Raw genomic sequence first — 16135 nt, forward strand, 5'->3', positions numbered from 1 at the left:
GCCCTGTCATCTTATTAAGCCGGTGCCGCGCAGGCGGCACCCCAGCGCCACAGGGTAACGTTATGATCCAATTTCTGCTTAACCAACGCCTGCACCGTGAAAGCCGGCTCGACCCGAACACCACCGTGCTGACCTGGCTGCGCCGCCACCAGCAGCGTTGCGGCACCAAAGAGGGGTGCGCCTCCGGCGACTGCGGGGCCTGTACCGTGGTGCTGGCCGAACCGGCCGGCGACCGGTTGCGCTACCGCACCGTGAACGCCTGCATCACGCTGGTCAGCGCGCTTGACGGCAAACAGCTGATCACCGTGGAAGATCTCAAACAGCGCGACCAGTTGCACCCGGTGCAGCAGGCGATGGTAGATTGCCACGCCTCGCAATGCGGGTTCTGCACGCCGGGCTTTGTGATGTCACTGTTCGCGTTACAAAAACAGCACGGGCAGGGCAGTACCGAACAGGCGCTGGCCGGGAATCTCTGCCGCTGCACCGGCTACCGGCCGATTGTGGCCGCAGCTGACCACCTGGCAGCGCAAGGCACCAAAGACGACCAGTTCGATCAGGCCGAGGCACAGACGCTGGCGCGGCTCAATGCCCTGGCACCGGCGGGGCTGCGGCAACTCAGTGATAACGGCCAGCGTTGCCTGATGCCGGACTCGCTGGCCGCACTGGCTGAGGCCTTTCTGGCCGAGCCGCACGCGCAGCTGGTGGCAGGCGGCACCGATCTGGCGCTGGCGATCACCCAGCGCAGCCAACATTTCCCATTATTGATTGCACTCAATCAGGTGCCGGAACTGCGCACTATTGAACAGCATCCGCACCACGTATCAATCGGGGCCGCCGTGCCGCTCACGGATTGCCTGCCGGTATTGCGGGAACAGATCCCGGCGTTTGCCGACCTGATGACGCGCTTTGCCTCACAGCAGATCCGCAATCAGGGCACGCTCGGCGGCAGCCTGGCGAACGCCTCGCCCATCGGGGACGCCGCCCCGGCGCTGCTGGCGCTGAATGCCTCGCTGGAACTGCGGCGCGGTGCAGAGACGCGCACCCTGCCGCTGGATGACTTCTTCCTGAGCTACCGCCAGACGGCGCTGCAACCCGGCGAATTTATCGCACGTATCCTGATCCCGCATGTGACAACGTCACTGAAAATCTACAAAGTGTCGAAGCGCCAGGAAGACGACATCTCGGCGGTCTGCGCTGCCTTCAGCCTCGACATCCGGCACGGTGTGGTGCAGGCCGCCCGGCTGGCCTACGGCGGCATGGCGGCGATCCCGGCGCGGGCGCGGCATACGGAACAGGCGCTGGTGGGCCAGCCGTGGCAACTCTCCACGCTGGAACTGGCCTGCCGGGCGCTGGCCGACGATTTCACCCCCATCAGTGATTTCCGCGCCGGCAGCGCCTACCGCCTGTTGGTGGCGCAGAACCTGCTGCGCCGCGCCTATTTCGAACTCTCCACCCCGCACCAGCCGATCAAGGTGACTGACTATGTCTAAAGCGATCCCGGTGATGAGCCAACAAGAGATGGAAGCCCGGTTCCGTGCCGGGCTGACGAGCGGCGCAGGCCGCAGCCGGAAACATGAGAGCGCCGAAAAGCATGTCACCGGCGAAGCGGTCTATATTGATGACCGGTTAGAGTTTCCCAACCAGCTCCATCTGGTGCCGCGCCTGAGTGAGGTGGCGCACGCGGAGATCCTGCGGATTGACGTTGCGCCCTGTTACGCCTTTCCCGGTGTGGTGCGGGTCTTCACCGCGCAGGATGTGCCGGGCGACAATGACATTGCGCCGCTGACGGTGGGCGACCCGCTCTATGCGGACGGCAAAGTCGAGTACCTCGGTCAGGTGGTGCTGGTGGTGGCCGCGGATGACCCGCTCACCGCGCGCCGTGCTGCCCAGGCCGCAATCATTGAGTACCGCGAACTGCCGGCGATTTTTGATGTGAAAACGGCGTTGCAGGCCGGGCATCTGGTTGAGGCGAGCCACCACCACCGGCGCGGGAATTCCGCCGCCGCACTGGCCGCTGCCCCGCGCCGCATCCAGGGCGAGCTGCATATCGGCGGGCAGGAGCACTTCTACCTGGAGACGCAGATCGCCTCCGTGATGCCCGGCGAAGACGGCAGTATGCTGGTCTACAGCTCCACCCAGAACCCCACGGAAGTGCAGAAACTGGTGGGATCGGTGCTCGGGGTGCCGATGCACAAAGTGGTGATCGACATGCGCCGGATGGGCGGCGGGTTTGGCGGTAAAGAGACGCAGGCCGCCGCCGCGGCCTGCCATGCGGCCCTGGCGGCGCGGCTCACCGGCCGTCCGGCCAAAATGCGCCTCTCCCGCCAGGACGACATGATGATGACCGGCAAGCGCCACCCGTTCTACGTGCGCTATGACGTCGGGTTTGACGACCACGGCGTGATCCATGGCATTGAGATTGACCTGGCGGCCAACTGCGGCTACTCGCTGGACCTCTCCGGCTCCATCGTTGACCGGGCAATGTTCCACGCCGATAACGCCTACTACCTCGGCGACGTCACCATCACCGGCCACCGCTGCAAAACCCACCTCGCGTCCAACACCGCCTACCGCGGCTTCGGCGGCCCGCAGGGCATGATGGCGATTGAAAACATCCTCGACCATATCGCGCGCGAAACCGGCCACGACCCGTTGGCGGTGCGCCGCGCCAACTATTACGGCGGGCCGGGGCGTGACGTCACACCCTATTACCAGACCGTGGAACAGAACCTGCTGCATGAGATCACCGACGAGCTGGCGCAGAGTGCGGACTATGCCGCCCGGCGGGCAGAGATCGCCGCGTTCAATGCCGCCAGCCCGGTACTGAAGCGCGGGCTGGCGCTGACGCCGGTAAAATTCGGCATCTCCTTTACCGCCAGCTTCCTCAACCAGGGCGGGGCGCTGGTGCTGGTCTACACCGACGGCAGCATCCAGCTGAACCACGGCGGCACCGAGATGGGCCAGGGGCTGAACACCAAAGTCGCGCAGGTGGTGGCCGAGGTGTTCCAGGTGGACATCGACACCATCCAGATCACCGCCACCGACACCGGCAAAGTACCGAACACCTCACCGACAGCCGCCTCGTCCGGCACCGATCTCAACGGCAAGGCGGCGCAGAATGCGGCAGAGACCATCAAACAGCGGCTGATCGCCATGCTGATGGCAACCCATCAGGCGCAGGCGGACGAGATTGTTTTCCGCAACGGCGTGGTGCGGGTGAAAGATCGCTACTACAGCTTTGCCGAGGTGGCGCGGCAGGCGCACTTTAACCAGGTGTCGCTCTCTGCCACCGGCTACTACCGCACGCCGAAAATCTTCTACGACCGCGACAACGCCGCCGGCCACCCGTTCTATTACTACAGCTACGGCGCGGCCTGCGCGGAAGTGGTCATCGACACCCTGACCGGCGAGTACCGGCTGTTGCGCACTGACATCCTGCATGACGTCGGTGCCTCGCTGAACCCGGCGATCGACATCGGCCAGGTGGAGGGCGGTTTTGTGCAGGGCATGGGCTGGCTCACCTGCGAGGAGCTGGTCTGGGATGCGCGCGGGCGGCTGCTCACCAACAGCGCGGCCAGTTATAAAATCCCGGCGATAGGCGACGTGCCGCCGGATCTGCGGGTCAAACTGCTGGAGAACCGCAAAAACCCGGAGGACACCGTGTTCCACTCGAAAGCCGTGGGCGAGCCGCCGTTTATGCTGGGCATCGCCGTGTGGTGTGCGCTTAAGGATGCGGTCGCGGCACTCGGCCATTACCGGCACTCACCCCGGCTTGACGCCCCGGCAACGCCGGAACGGGTGTTGATGGCGGTGATGGCGATGCAGCGGCAGGCTGACCGTGAGGTTGTGACCCCCGTGCCGGAAACCGGGCAGGAGCAGGCCTATGCGACACGATGAGTGGCTGACGACCCTGAATGACCTGCAACAGCGCGGCGAATCCTGCGTGCTGGTGACGGTAGTGGAGCACCACGGCTCCACCCCGCGTGACAGCGGCAGCAAAATGGTGGTCACGGCTGACCGCTGTTACCACACCATCGGCGGCGGCAACCTGGAGTTTCAGGCGCTGGCGCAGGCCCGGACGCTGTTGCACAGCGCCGCGCCGGCCACCCGGCTTGAGCGTTTCCCGCTGGCAGCCAGGCTTGGGCAGTGCTGCGGCGGCAGCGCCACGCTGCTGTTTGAGCCGCTGGTGCAGCGGCAGCCGCTGATTGCGGTGTTCGGGGCCGGGCATGTCGGCCGGGCGCTGGTGACCCTGCTGGCGACCCTGCCGTGCCGCATCCATTGGGTCGACAGCCGCGCGGCGGAGTTCCCGGCCGTGCTGCCGCCGGGGGTGGTGCAGCAGGTGGCGGAGGAGCCGGAAGAGGTGGTGGCCACACTGCCGCCGGGCAGCTATTTCGTGGTGCTGACGCACGATCACCCGCTCGATCTGGCGCTCAGTGAACAGATCCTGCGCCGGGACGATTTCCGCTACTTCGGGCTGATTGGGTCGGCCACCAAACGCAAACGCTTCGATTACCGCCTCAGCGGCAAAGGCATCAGCGACGCCGGTTTGCAACGGATGCGCTGCCCGATCGGGCTGCCGGATGTCACCGGCAAGTTACCGGCAGAGATTGCCGTGGCGATTGCCGGTGAAATAATCGCCTGTTATCAGGCTGACCGGAAAAATCTTGCGTAACATTTCGCAAAAAAGCATGACAGCATTTTGCTGAAGCAGGCAATGCCACCTATGCTCATGAGGTCATTTATCAGCAGCTTAGCCGGCGGCGAGGGCGCAACCGGCTCACAGGGAGGCGTCTTTCCGCTTATGGTCACTTCTATTGCACGCAACGGCGCACGCCGTCACACGCTATCGTTCTATTCCAGCCGTTCCCCGTTTCCCGCCTTACGCCTGTCGCCGCTGTTGCTGGCGCTGACCGTGGCCTGGGGAGGCAGTGTCCTGCCGGCCGGGGCGGCCCCCACCACAGCACAGGAGACGGCCATGCCGAGTGAACAGCAAAGCCCATCGTCACCCACGGCGGTACTGCAACGCCTGGAGAACCCGTTTTTCTCCGTCAGCCCGCTGAGTATGCAGGCCCCGGCCTTTGATAAAATCAAAGAGAGCGATTACCGCCCGGCGCTGCTGGAGGGCATCCGCCAGAAGCAGGAGGAAGTGGAGAAGATCGCCGCCAACCCGGACGCCCCGACCTTTGAGAACACGCTGGTGGCGCTGGAGCGCACCGGCAGCCTGCTGACGCGGGTCAATAACGTGTTTGGGGCCATGACCTCCGCCAATACCAGCGATAACCTGCAAAAACTCGATGAGGAGATCGCCCCGAAACTGGCGGCGCTGGGGGATGCCATCCAGCTCAACAGCGCGCTGTTTAAGCGCATCGACACCCTCTACCAGCAGCGCGACAGCCTGGCGCTGAACCCGGAGGATCGCCGCCTGCTGGAGGTCACCTGGCAGGATTTCGTGCTGGCCGGGGCCAGACTCTCTGACGCCGACAAAACCGCGCTGAAACAGCTTAACCAGGAGGCGGCCACCCTCAGCACCCGCTTTACCCAGCGGTTACTGGCGGCCACCAAAGCCGGGGCGCTGACAGTGACGGATCAGGCACAGCTGGCCGGGCTGAGCGAGGCGGAGATGGCGGCCGCGGCCGCGGCGGCCAAAGAGCGCAACCTGGAAAACCAGTGGGTTATCGTGTTGCAGAACACCACCCAGCAACCGGCCCTGCAAAGCCTGGAAAACCGGGCCACCCGGCAGGCGCTGTTTGAGGCGTCCTGGAACCGGGCGGAAAAGGGCGACGCCAACGATACCCGGCTGATGATTGCCCGGCTGGCGCAGGTGCGCAGCCAGCAGGCCAAATTGCTGGGCTTCCCGACCTATGCCGCCTGGAAACTCCAGGACCAGATGGCGAAAACCCCGGAGGCGGCGCTGAAATTTATGCATGACATCGTTCCGGCCGCCACCGAGCGGGTGAAGCGCGAGGCGCAGGATATTCAGGCGCTGATCGACAGCCAGAACGGCAATTTCAAACTGGAGGCGTGGGACTGGCAGCACTACGCCGAGCAGGTGCGCAAAGCCCGCTATGACCTGGATGACACGCAGATCAAACCCTACTTTGAGCTGAACAATGTGCTGCAAAACGGTGTGTTCTACGCCGCCCAATTGCTCTACGGCCTGACATTCAAAGCGCGCCCGGATCTGCCGGTGTACCACCCGGATGTGAAGGTGTACGAGGTGTTTGATAAAAAGGGCAAATCGCTGGCGCTGTTCTACACCGACTACTTTAAGCGTGACAACAAAAGCGGCGGCGCGTGGATGAGCAACTTCGTTGACCAGTCGAAACTGCTCGGCACCCGGCCGGTGATTTACAACGTCGCCAACTTTGCCAAACCGGCCGAAGGGCAACCGGCACTGCTCACCTGGGATGAGGTGATCACCCTGTTCCATGAGTTCGGCCATGCACTGCACGGCATGTTTGCTGACCAGCAATACCCGTCGCTCTCCGGCACCAACACCGCGCGTGACTTTGTGGAGTTCCCTTCCCAGTTCAATGAGCACTGGGCGGATGACCCAAAAGTCTTTGCCCGTTTTGCCCGCCATTACCAGACCAAAAAGCCGATGCCGCAGGAGCTGCGCGACAAGATCGAAAAAGCCTCGAAATTCAACAAAGGCTATGAGATGACCGAGCTGCTGGCCGCGGCGTTGCTGGACATGCACTGGCACGCGCTGACCGCTGATCAGCCGGTGCAGGATGCCGACGCCTTTGAGGCCGCCGCACTGAAACAGGACGGGCTGGACATCAGCTATGTGCCGCCGCGCTATCGCTCCAGCTACTTCCAGCACATCTGGGGGAACGGCTATGCCGCCGGGTATTACGCCTACCTCTGGACGCAGATGCTGGCGGATGACGCCTTCGAGGGCATCAAAGCGCAGGGCGGGCTGACGGCGAAAAACGGCCAGCGCTTCCGCGACATGATCCTGTCACGCGGCAACAGTGAGGATCTGGAGCAGCTCTACCGCGACTGGCGCGGCCAGGACCCGGAAATTGGCCCGATGCTGAAAGAGCGCGGCCTGACACCGGAAGAGGAGGCACCCGCCCCGGCAGCGGCCCCAGCCCCGGCAGCCAAGCCGATCAGTAAATAGCAAAACCGCAGTAGCCGGTACCCCGGCCCCGCAGGACGCGGGGCCGGGTTTTGAGGTCGTAGTGTTGAGGTCGTAGTGTTGAGGTCGTGGTTTTGAGAACGTGGTTTGAAGGTGTGGTTTAAGGCCATGGTTTAAGGCGAAGGTGTCACATAGTGGCACGGGCGCCTTACGCCGTATCCCGTACCACCGGCTCCGCGGCGTTTACGGCGGTGGCCTGCCGGATGCCAATCAGCGCCAGCAGCGGCACCGGGATAAACACCAGGCAGAGCCAGAACGCGGCCTCTGATGCCCCGGTTTCGCCGCCCGGCGCGTTAATCCCGGCGGCATTGGCGACCATACCGGCTAATGCCGCCCCCATCGCGGCGGTAAAGGACTGCACCAGCGTAATGGATGACCCGGCGCGGTCTTTGTCCCCGGCCTGGGCATGCAGCAAAATGCCTGCCAGCAGGTGCGGCCAGCCGACGCCCACGCCATAGCCTGTCGCCAGCAGCCCGGCTGACAGCCACAGCAGCACCGCCATGCCCCCGGCAGAAGGTGCCGGTAACCAGATCAGCAGCAACACAATCCCGAACGTCATCAGCAACGGCCCGGCCAGCATCGCCCGCCGCGCCCCACGGGTGCCCAGCCCGGCGCTGCACAGTTCGCCCAGCGTCCAGCCCACCGACATCACCGCAAATAAGTAACCGGCCAGCAGCGGCGACTGCCCATGCAGCACCTGCAACAGGTAGGGCAGGTAGATATCAAACCCCATGCCGACCATCAGCAGCGCCACGGCCAGGTAAAGCCCGCCCAGCGGGGAGGAGAGTTGCAGCGCCCCCACCGGCAACAACCGCACCGCCGAGCGGGCCTCGATCCGGCTTAGCACCCACAGCATCACCGCCACCAGCGCCACCCCGGCGAGATGGACGCGCCCATCGGAGGAGAGGCCGGTCACCGCCACCACCAGCACCGAAAGTACCAGCAGCGCGAGTTGCCGCCAAGCCAGCGGCTCCGGCGGCTGGCGGTGCGCATTGCCGCGCGGCAGCACCCACTGCGCGCCGAGGATAAACAGCAGCGTTAACGGCAACATCAGGCCGAATGCCCAGCGCCAGGCGTGCCAGTTGGCGAATATCCCGCCAATCGCCGGGCCAACCAGGGTGGCAATGCCCCACATGGCTGAGATCAACGCCATTGCCCGCGTCCACAGCGCCGGGGGAAACATCAGGTGCACCATGGCGTAGGAGAGCGCAAACAGGAACCCGCCGCCCAGCCCCTGCACCGTGCGCCCCACCAGCAGCAGCGGCATGGTCGGGGCCAGCGCGCAGGCCAGGCTGCCGAGGCTGAAAAACAGCGCCGCCACCGCATAGGCCGGGCGTGGGCCTGCCCAGCGCAGCAGCCGGGTAGAGAGCGCCGCGCCGAGCAGTGCGGTGACCACAAACAGGGTGGTGCTCCAGGCATACAGCGCCAGCCCGCCGATCTCCTGCACCACTGAAGGCAAAATGGTGGTGGTCAGCAGATTATTGGTGGCGTGAAGCGCCACCCCGCCGGAAAGCACCAGTGCACTGCCGCGCTGGCCGGGGGCGAACAGCGCACCCCAGCCAGAATGTCCATGACGTTCCATCGATCACTCCTGAGTTGTTTTTAGCCTGTCAGAGAACAACAGATTGAAGCGCGGCCGGCACTGCGCTAAATTAAACAAGAAATTTCTTGGAATAAAGGTGAGCGGCGGTGGGGAATAAGTCAAGCGAAAAGGTGGAAAATAGCCGGGCAGCCGATGCCATGCCGCGCCAGCCGGTGGCTGACCGGCTGATGATGCTGCTGAAAACCCGTGGGCCGTTGCAGGCTTCTGATCTCGGCCACCTGCTGGGCACCAGCGGCGAGGCGGCGCGCCAGCAGTGCGTCAAACTGGCAAAAGAGGGGCTGCTGGCGGCACAGGCCACCGCGAGCGGGGTGGGGCGTCCTGTCCAGCGCTGGCAACTTACGGCGGCCGGCCATGCGCGCTTTCCTGACACCCATGCCGAACTGACGGTGCATCTGCTGCGCATGGTGCGCGGTTCGCTGGGCGAAGCGGCCCTGGAGACGCTGATGACCGTGCGGGAGGCGGAAACCCGTGAAAACTACCGGCAGGCGATGGCGGGGGCAGAGACGCTGGACGCCCGGCTGGCACGGCTGACGGCCTTGCGCAGCCGGGAAGGGTACATGGCCGAATACCACCCCCAGGAAGATGGCAGCTACCTGCTGGTGGAGAACCACTGCCCGATTTGCGCCGCGGCGGCCAGTTGCCAGGGCTTCTGCCGCAGCGAGCTGGCCGTGTTCCGTGAGGTGTTGCAGGCCGGGGTAGAACGCAGTGAGCACATTCTCGACGGGGCGCGCCGCTGTGCCTACCGTATTACGCCGGGGGCCGCCGCCGTTTAACCCGGTATGATGGTCTATCCTTTGGAAAGAGCCTGCCTGTCGCGTTCCGGCGGCGGGCGGGGCCACACAGAGGAGCGGGTATGCATCTACAGGAATTCCTGCCGGACGAGGCACACAGCGGCGCGCCGCAACAGCTGATGGTGCTGTTGCACGGGGCCGGCGGCCAGCCGGACGATCTGGGCGCGCTGGTGATTACCCTGCGCCAGTACTGGCCGGCGGCAGCCATTGTGGTGCCGGAAGCGCCGCAACCGTTTGATGCCGATGACGCCGACCCGGAAAGCCGCCAGTGGTTTTCCGGCCGCGGGATGCGCGAGGAGGATCTGGCGGCGCGGGTCGCCGAGGCCTTGCCGCCGCTGATGACTGCCGTCCGGCAGGCCCAGCAACGGCTGGGGGTCACCGGCGCACAGACGGCGCTGATCGGCCTGGACCAGGGGGCGATTATGGCGCTGGAGGCCAGCGCCCGTGACCACGCGCTCGCCGGGCGGGTCGTGGCGTTCTCCGGCCGGTTTGCCACTTTGCCACAACATGCCGCCCCGGCGACAACGCTGCACCTGCTGCATGGCGGCACTGACCCGGTGATTGACGTGCGCCATGCGCAGGCGGCGTTTGCGCGGCTTAAAGAGATCGACGCCGATGCCACGCTGGATATCGCCTGGGAAGCCGGGCATGAACTGGACGCCGAGCTGCTGGCGTGCGCCATTGATCTGTTGCAGAGCTATGTGCCGCAGCGGTTATGGCGTGAGGCGCTGAGCACCAAATTTTAAGCGCCGGCGGCGGGGATGCCGGCAGGCGAATGAAAACGAACACCACGGCTGCCGGCCAGGCAGCCTGATCATGTGCAATGCAACATAAGGAGAACAACATGGAGTTTAAAACCGGGGACATCGTCCAACCCAAAAGCGGCGGCCAGAAAATGACGGTCAAAAGCGTGGACGGCGACAGCGTAGAGTGCACCTGGGGCACCGTCGGTGAGGAGAAAACCCGCGCTTTCAGTGCGCAGGAGCTCTCCCCCTACCATGAGGACGGTGATTTCGGCGTCTGTTAAGCCTCAATAGCCAGCGCCTGCCACACGGCGGCGCTGCGGCGGATCTCCGCATCCAGCCGCCGCCGGTCAGCTTCGGTCTGCGGCGGCGTCATCGGCGTCAGGTGCGGCAGCACCAGTTCAATCGCCACATCACCGGAAAAACCGATCTGTTTCAGCGCCCGGTACTGGGCCAGGAAATCGATGTTGCCGCTGCCGATCCCGGCACGGTTCGAATCAGAAATATGGTAGATGCCCAGCCGGTCACCGGCCGCCAGAATCGCCTGCACCGGTGAGGGTTCATTGATGTTCATATGGAAACTGTCGAGGATCAGGCGAATCGCCTCGCTGCCTACCTCGTCCAGCAGATCCAACCCCTCGCGCGCGGTGTGAATCAGCGGCACCTCATAATGGTTGCAGACTTCATACAGCAGGCTGACGCCCTGTTCATGGGCATACGCGGCCACATCCCGCACGCACGCCACCAGTTGCGCGTACGCCTCTTGTTTCGTATTCGCCTGCTTGGTCCACTGCGACAGCCCTTGCAAGGTCAGCACGCCGCAGCCGGTGTCGCGCGCATAGTCCACCAGCGTGCGGTAAAAGGCGACAGCCCGCTCCGCCGTGGCCTGTGCAGGGTGTGGCGGGGCGCAGTCCAGCGGGTCGATGGCGATTATCCGAATGTTATGCGCGGCGGCGGCCCGTTTTACCCGGTCGGCCGGGCACTGGCGCGGGTCGCCGCAATACTGCACGCCCGTCAGCCGGAGGGCGGCGGCCTGCGCCATCATCGTATCCACATTGTTGACGCCCAGCGGCCAACTCACGGTGGCAAGTTGCATCTTCTCACTCCCTGGTATTTTGCAGCTACACTGTTGAATACGGGCAAAATCTATTTTGCTGTGATCTGCCCGGGAAATATGAAATCTTTATGTAAACAAGAGGTGTCATAAAAAACACGCTTTCTCTGCAACGTGTAAAACTGTTGTAACGCAGTACAGGGTATGATGCCAGCGAATAAGGCCTCCGCTAACCCTTGATTTCACAATGAATTATTCTGCAACATTGGCCGCTTTCCGGGCCGCAAGGAGTAAACGATGGTGATAAGTGAATGGGAAATCCGGTTCCAGAACTATATGGCCTCCCGACCTGAGGCAGATAAAGCACACGACATCAATCACTTACATCGCGTATGGCAGAACGCGCAATTACTCATGCAGGGGCTGGAGGCGAACCGCCTGGTGGTGCTCGCAGCCTGTTATTTCCACGATTTTGTTAACTTGCCGAAGAACCACCCACAGCGCCACCTCGCCTCAACCATGGCGGCGCAAGAGACATTGAGCCTGCTGCAAAACGACTTCCCCGATTTCCCACATGAATTGTATGACGCCGTGGCCCACGCGGTGCGCACCCACAGTTTCAGCGCCAACATCCCGCCGCAGACGCTGGAAGCGAAAATTGTGCAGGATGCCGACCGGCTGGATACGCTGGGGGCGATTGGGCTGGCGCGGGTGTTTTATGTCTCCGGCGCGCTGGGGCGTGACCTGGTGGACCCGGACGACCCGCTGGCGGAGCGCCGCGAGCTGGATGACCGCCGTTTTACCCTCGACCATTTCCAGCAGAAGCTGTTGCGGCTGCCGGCCACCATGCAGACGCAGGCGGGCAGGGTGATTGCCGAGAAACGGACGCGGTTTTTACAGGGATATATGGAAACCTTGTGCGCGGAGTTGCGCGGGGCGGCATGACGCAGCCCTGACCCCGGCCTGCAAGGCAGCGGGCCGGGCCTGATCAGTTCAACGGCAGCATGTCAGTTCAACGACAGCATATAGTGGTAATCCACCTGGGATTGCCCCCATTTGCCGTTGTGTGCCGCCGGGTCAAGCTGGATCTGTTCAATCTCATGGCTGGCACCCACCTTCTTGCGCAACTCCGGTAACACATTGTCGAACAGGAAACTGGTGAGCTGATGGGTTTCCATCATGGTGCCGGAGAACTTGATCGACATAAAACAACCGCCGTCGACAATCACCCGCTGGGTGTCATGGGTGCTGCCGCTGGCGCTCTCCGCCAGGGTATAGCGCACCGACTTGCCTTCCTGCGCCTCATTTTTACCGCTCATGATGCTGAAAATCGGGCTGCTGCGCACCGGGGCGCGGCGGAAGGCGTCACACATCAGCTGGTCGCGCATCGCCAGGAAGTGGGATTTGCTCTCCGGCGCGCTGCGGCGGTCAAACAGTGTGACGTCATCACGCAGGCGTTTCAGTTGCAGCGAAGGCACATTGATGCACTCAATATTGAGCTTGAACGGCTCCTCAAAGCGGAAATGCGGCGTCAGCAGGTCAACGTGCCAGTCATCCGAGATGCGGTACTGGTGCGGCGTGATCCCAAACCGTTTTTTGAAGGTACGGGTAAAGGTCTGCTGCGAATCAAAACTGTAATGGGTGGCGATGTCTATTATCGAATCGTCACTGGTTTTCAGCGCAATCGCCGCTTTGGAGAGACGGCGGTTGCGCATATAGGTGGCGATGTTCATGCCGGTCAGCGCGGTGAATTTACGTTGCAGGTGCCATTTTGAGTAACCGGACTTCTGGGACACCGTCTCGATGCGGGGCGCAGTGTCGAGGTGCTCTTCAATCCACTGGATCAGCTCGTCAATCAAGGCGCGATCTTTATTATATTCCGTCATAAGGGGAGGATACTCTTCATTATTGGTACAGGATCCGCGAGGGTTCATTAACCAACGATCGGTGTCGGCTGCCAATTTATTGATTCTGCCGGACGCTGTCAATTATTACTTTAATGACCGTTAAATAAATAATCCGGGTTGCGCAACGCCTTGATGGCAGACGGGTCACTGCACCGTACGGCGTTTGACCCGCTAACAAGCCGCAAGGATAATGCCGGAGTTTCTGCGGCGCATTTGCAGACAGGCAGACCTCGACAGGATAAAAAAAGAGATGAACAGAACTGCCACCACCAAACAGCGCGAAGTCACGCGCATTGTGGATATTTTGGCGCAAGCCATTGCACAGCATCGCCTCCGGCCCGGCACCCGGCTGATTGAGGCCCACATCGTGGAGGCGTTAAACGCCAACCGCAACCATGTCCAGGCGGCGCTCCAGCGTCTGGCGCTCCAGCGTATCGTGACCATTGCCCCCAACCGCGGCGCGATGGTGTCGCAGCCCTCCGCCGGGGAAGCGCGGGAGATTTTCATCGCCCGCCGCGCAATTGAGCGGGCGATTATCGAGGCGATCACCCCGGAGAAGATGGCCCCGTACCAGCCGCGACTGGCGGCGCAGATGCAGAGCGAGCGCACTGCCGTCGCGAGCGGCGACCGCCGGGCGATTGTGGAGGCGCTGAGCCGCTTCCACCAGGTGCTGGCGGAGGTGGGCGGCAACCAGGTGCTGCGGGAGATCCTCGCTAACCTGATGATGCGCAGCTCGCTGATTGTGGCGCTCTACCAGCGCAACGATGTGCCCGCCTGTTCCTCCGGCGAGCATCAGGCGATCCTGGACGCGCTGTCGCAGGGCGACGTGCCGGCCGCCACCCGCCTGATGCTTCAGCACCTCAACGTGCTGGAGAGCCAGTTGGATCTCAGCGACACCGCCACCCCCGGCCTCACCCTGCGCCAGGCGCTGCTCGACACCTGAGCCTTGATCCCGGCGAAAGCCGGGCATTCCTCCCTGGGTTTTGACTGTCACATCGCTGTCATCTGCCGCCGCTATCCTGCGGCTTTCCTGCGGGCTGCCTGCGATATGCTAAGGTTAGTGGCACATGCAAAAACAAGGAGCGCAAATGAACAGTGTGGCAATCGTGGGCGCACACGGCAAAATTGGCCAATTGATTGTGCAGAATCTGGTGGCGCAGGGCCGCCGGGCCGTGGGCATCGTGCGCAAGACTGAGCAGGTGCCGGTATTGCGCGGGCTGGGGGCGGAACCGGTACTGCTGGATGTGGAGCAGGCGACGCCGGAACAGCTGGCCACCGCGCTGGAAGGCGTGGACGCCGTGGTATTCAGCGCCGGGGCCGGGGGCGGTTCCACGGCGGAACGCAAGCGCACCGTGGATTACGGCGGCGCAGTGAAACTGATCACCGCAGCGAAACTGGCCGGGGTCAACCGCTATGTGATGGTGTCAGCGGTGGGCGCAGACGACCCGCTGCCGCCGGACACCGATGCCGTCTGGCGCGCGTATGTGGAAGCGAAACGGGATGCGGACCGCGAGTTGCGGGGCAGTGGGCTACAGTGGACGATCCTGCGCCCCGGCCCGCTCACGGACGATCCGGCCACCGGCCGGGTGACGCTGGGTGAGAAGGTCGGGCGTGGGGAGATCCCGCGGGCGGATGTGGCCGCCCTGGTGACGGCCGTGCTGGCGGAACCCGCCACGGCCGGCAAACAGTGGGAAGTGCGCAGCGGTGACACGCCGCTGCCGGCGGCCATTCTGGGCTGACCGGCCACCGGCTGCGGGGGCCGTGCCTCCGCAGCCGGGAACAGGTTAATCACATTTTTCCAGGGCTTCACGATACGTCAGCATGTTGCTGATCGCCTGATCAATCGAGTGCAGTTTCTCCATTTTACTGGTGCCTTCGGCAAAATAGAGTTTGCCGCCCTCCTCAGAGGCCATCACCAGCAGCGGCAATTCCGCGTCAGGGTTTTTGCCGTGGTACAGGTTTTCAAGGGTTTGTTGTAACGCCGGGCAGGTTCTGCTCATGCCATACCTCCATTTTGGGTTCAGTACGATGATGTGCGTGGCGGTGGCGGCGTTCCGTTGCCGCATTGGCACGCGGGGTTGCTTGAAAAAGCAGCATATTGTCAGCATAAACTTCCGGCAGTTATTTTCAATATTTATAATTTGATTTAAATCAATAGATAAGCTGAATCATTTTATCGTCCCAGGGTCTATATTTTCAGGGCCGGAAAAGCGCCTGAATTGCGCCTTACCCCGCCGGTGAAAAGGCGCGCGATCACGGGATGTTTTCTGAGTTTTAAGAGTAATCTTAATGAGCCTGGGCCGCGGCCGGTAACACTTAGCGGTCTATACCATAACGATTCAGCGCAGGACGGGTGGCAACACTGTTCAGCAGAGGGGGATTTATGACAGAAACTGAGCGCCAACATGCGCGGTTCGAAGTAATCAAGACCTACTACTCGAAACTTGATGCGCAGGACGCCACATTACTGGATCTGTTCAGCGATGACGTCGCGTTGTTCTTTCCGAAATATGGCAGCAGCCGCGGCAAAACCGAGCTGGGCAACCTGGGCAAACGCCTGGTCAGGCAGGTCGAGCGCTTTAAACATGACATCGACAACTTCCGCTATATCTGTCAGGGCGATGTGATGGTGATCGAGGGCGGTGTCAAAGGCGTGATGCAGAACGGTGACCGTTTCCCGGTGGGGGACGAGGAGTTCAACCTGTTCTGTACCGTGTTCGAGTTTGACGGTGACCTGATAAGCCGGATGCACATCTATATCGACCCGGATTACAGCCATGAAGATACCCGCCGGCTGGCCAACTACAGCCGCAGCCACAAGGTGAGCGAGGCGTTTAAGCCGGCGCTCGACGAGTAACGTTCTGCGGGCGTCCCGGCCGGGGCGCCCGTTTCC

General features: G+C 62.9%; 15 protein-coding genes. 11 read left to right on the plus strand and 4 right to left on the minus strand.

Going from position 1 to position 16135, the window contains the following annotated elements:
- Positions 1–62: 62 nt before the first annotated feature.
- The 4 genes from xdhA to dcp all read left to right on the plus strand — a co-directional run bounded on the left by xdhA (position 63) and on the right by dcp (position 7126).
- On the plus strand, positions 63–1490 hold the full coding sequence (gene xdhA / locus JK232_RS21055) for a xanthine dehydrogenase small subunit (RefSeq protein WP_212589657.1): 1428 nt from the start codon (positions 63–65) through the stop codon (positions 1488–1490).
- Positions 1483–3897 carry a xanthine dehydrogenase molybdopterin binding subunit gene (xdhB, locus tag JK232_RS21060; protein WP_175578967.1) on the plus strand — a complete coding sequence of 805 codons (2415 nt, stop codon included), beginning with the start codon at positions 1483–1485 and terminating at the stop codon, positions 3895–3897. The genes xdhA and xdhB overlap by 8 nt, the downstream gene beginning before the upstream one ends.
- The gene (gene xdhC / locus JK232_RS21065; protein ID WP_101828952.1) at positions 3884–4672 is read left to right on the plus strand and encodes a xanthine dehydrogenase accessory protein XdhC; all 789 of its coding nucleotides are present in this window, start codon (positions 3884–3886) and stop codon (positions 4670–4672) included. Before xdhB ends, xdhC begins: the two co-directional genes overlap by 14 nt.
- 303 nt (positions 4673–4975) lie before the next feature.
- Positions 4976–7126 carry a peptidyl-dipeptidase Dcp gene (gene dcp / locus JK232_RS21070; RefSeq protein WP_241521484.1) on the plus strand — a complete coding sequence of 717 codons (2151 nt, stop codon included), beginning with the start codon at positions 4976–4978 and terminating at the stop codon, positions 7124–7126.
- Between the two features lie 166 nt (positions 7127–7292).
- Here dcp and JK232_RS21075 read toward each other — a convergent pair whose 3' ends face one another.
- The gene (locus tag JK232_RS21075) at positions 7293–8726 is read right to left on the minus strand and encodes an MFS transporter (RefSeq protein WP_212589658.1); all 1434 of its coding nucleotides are present in this window, start codon (positions 8724–8726) and stop codon (positions 7293–7295) included.
- Positions 8727–8884: 158 nt separating this feature from the next.
- Between JK232_RS21075 and JK232_RS21080 the strand changes: the two genes are divergently transcribed.
- The 3 genes from JK232_RS21080 (at position 8885) to JK232_RS21090 (ending at position 10565) form a co-directional block, all read left to right on the plus strand.
- On the plus strand, positions 8885–9520 hold the full coding sequence (locus JK232_RS21080) for a helix-turn-helix transcriptional regulator (RefSeq protein ID WP_101828954.1): 636 nt from the start codon (positions 8885–8887) through the stop codon (positions 9518–9520).
- A gap of 80 nt (positions 9521–9600) precedes the next feature.
- Entirely contained in the window at positions 9601–10284 is a 684-nt protein-coding gene (gene ypfH, locus JK232_RS21085; RefSeq protein WP_072933260.1) for an esterase, read from the plus strand.
- A 98-nt stretch (positions 10285–10382) separates the two neighbouring features.
- Positions 10383–10565: a YodC family protein gene (locus tag JK232_RS21090; RefSeq protein WP_072933262.1), complete on the plus strand. Its 183-nt coding sequence runs from the start codon at positions 10383–10385 to the stop codon at positions 10563–10565.
- Here JK232_RS21090 and JK232_RS21095 read toward each other — a convergent pair.
- Positions 10562–11377: a sugar phosphate isomerase/epimerase family protein gene (locus tag JK232_RS21095; RefSeq protein WP_072933265.1), complete on the minus strand. Its 816-nt coding sequence runs from the start codon at positions 11375–11377 to the stop codon at positions 10562–10564. The two genes, JK232_RS21090 and JK232_RS21095, sit on opposite strands and share 4 nt — an antisense overlap.
- Positions 11378–11632: 255 nt before the next feature.
- Between JK232_RS21095 and JK232_RS21100 the strand changes: the two genes are divergently transcribed.
- Positions 11633–12280 (plus strand): phosphohydrolase, encoded by a 648-nt coding sequence (locus JK232_RS21100; RefSeq protein ID WP_072933267.1) that lies wholly within the window; start codon positions 11633–11635, stop codon positions 12278–12280.
- 62 nt (positions 12281–12342) lie between these two features.
- Here the strand turns inward: JK232_RS21100 and JK232_RS21105 are convergent, their stop codons facing one another.
- Positions 12343–13221, minus strand: a complete 879-nt coding sequence (locus JK232_RS21105; RefSeq protein WP_072933269.1) for a helix-turn-helix domain-containing protein — start codon at positions 13219–13221, stop codon at positions 12343–12345.
- A 271-nt stretch (positions 13222–13492) separates the two neighbouring features.
- Here JK232_RS21105 and JK232_RS21110 point away from each other — a divergent pair, with 271 nt between their 5' ends.
- Together JK232_RS21110 and JK232_RS21115 are read left to right on the plus strand one after the other, a co-directional pair.
- Positions 13493–14185, plus strand: coding sequence for a GntR family transcriptional regulator (locus JK232_RS21110; protein ID WP_072933271.1), 693 nt, complete (start codon positions 13493–13495; stop codon positions 14183–14185).
- 145 nt (positions 14186–14330) lie between these two features.
- On the plus strand, positions 14331–14981 hold the full coding sequence (locus JK232_RS21115; RefSeq protein WP_072933273.1) for an SDR family oxidoreductase: 651 nt from the start codon (positions 14331–14333) through the stop codon (positions 14979–14981).
- 45 nt (positions 14982–15026) lie between these two features.
- Here JK232_RS21115 and JK232_RS21120 read toward each other — a convergent pair whose 3' ends face one another.
- Positions 15027–15242 (minus strand): hypothetical protein, encoded by a 216-nt coding sequence (locus tag JK232_RS21120; protein ID WP_072933275.1) that lies wholly within the window; start codon positions 15240–15242, stop codon positions 15027–15029.
- A gap of 383 nt (positions 15243–15625) precedes the next feature.
- On the opposite strand from JK232_RS21120, the gene JK232_RS21125 reads away from it, so the two are divergent.
- Positions 15626–16099, plus strand: a complete 474-nt coding sequence (locus JK232_RS21125; RefSeq protein WP_072933278.1) for a nuclear transport factor 2 family protein — start codon at positions 15626–15628, stop codon at positions 16097–16099.
- Positions 16100–16135 lie beyond the last annotated feature (36 nt).

The organism is Nissabacter archeti (genome assembly GCF_018257325.1).
Taxonomy (GTDB): Bacteria; Pseudomonadota; Gammaproteobacteria; order Enterobacterales; family Enterobacteriaceae; genus Chimaeribacter; species Chimaeribacter arupi.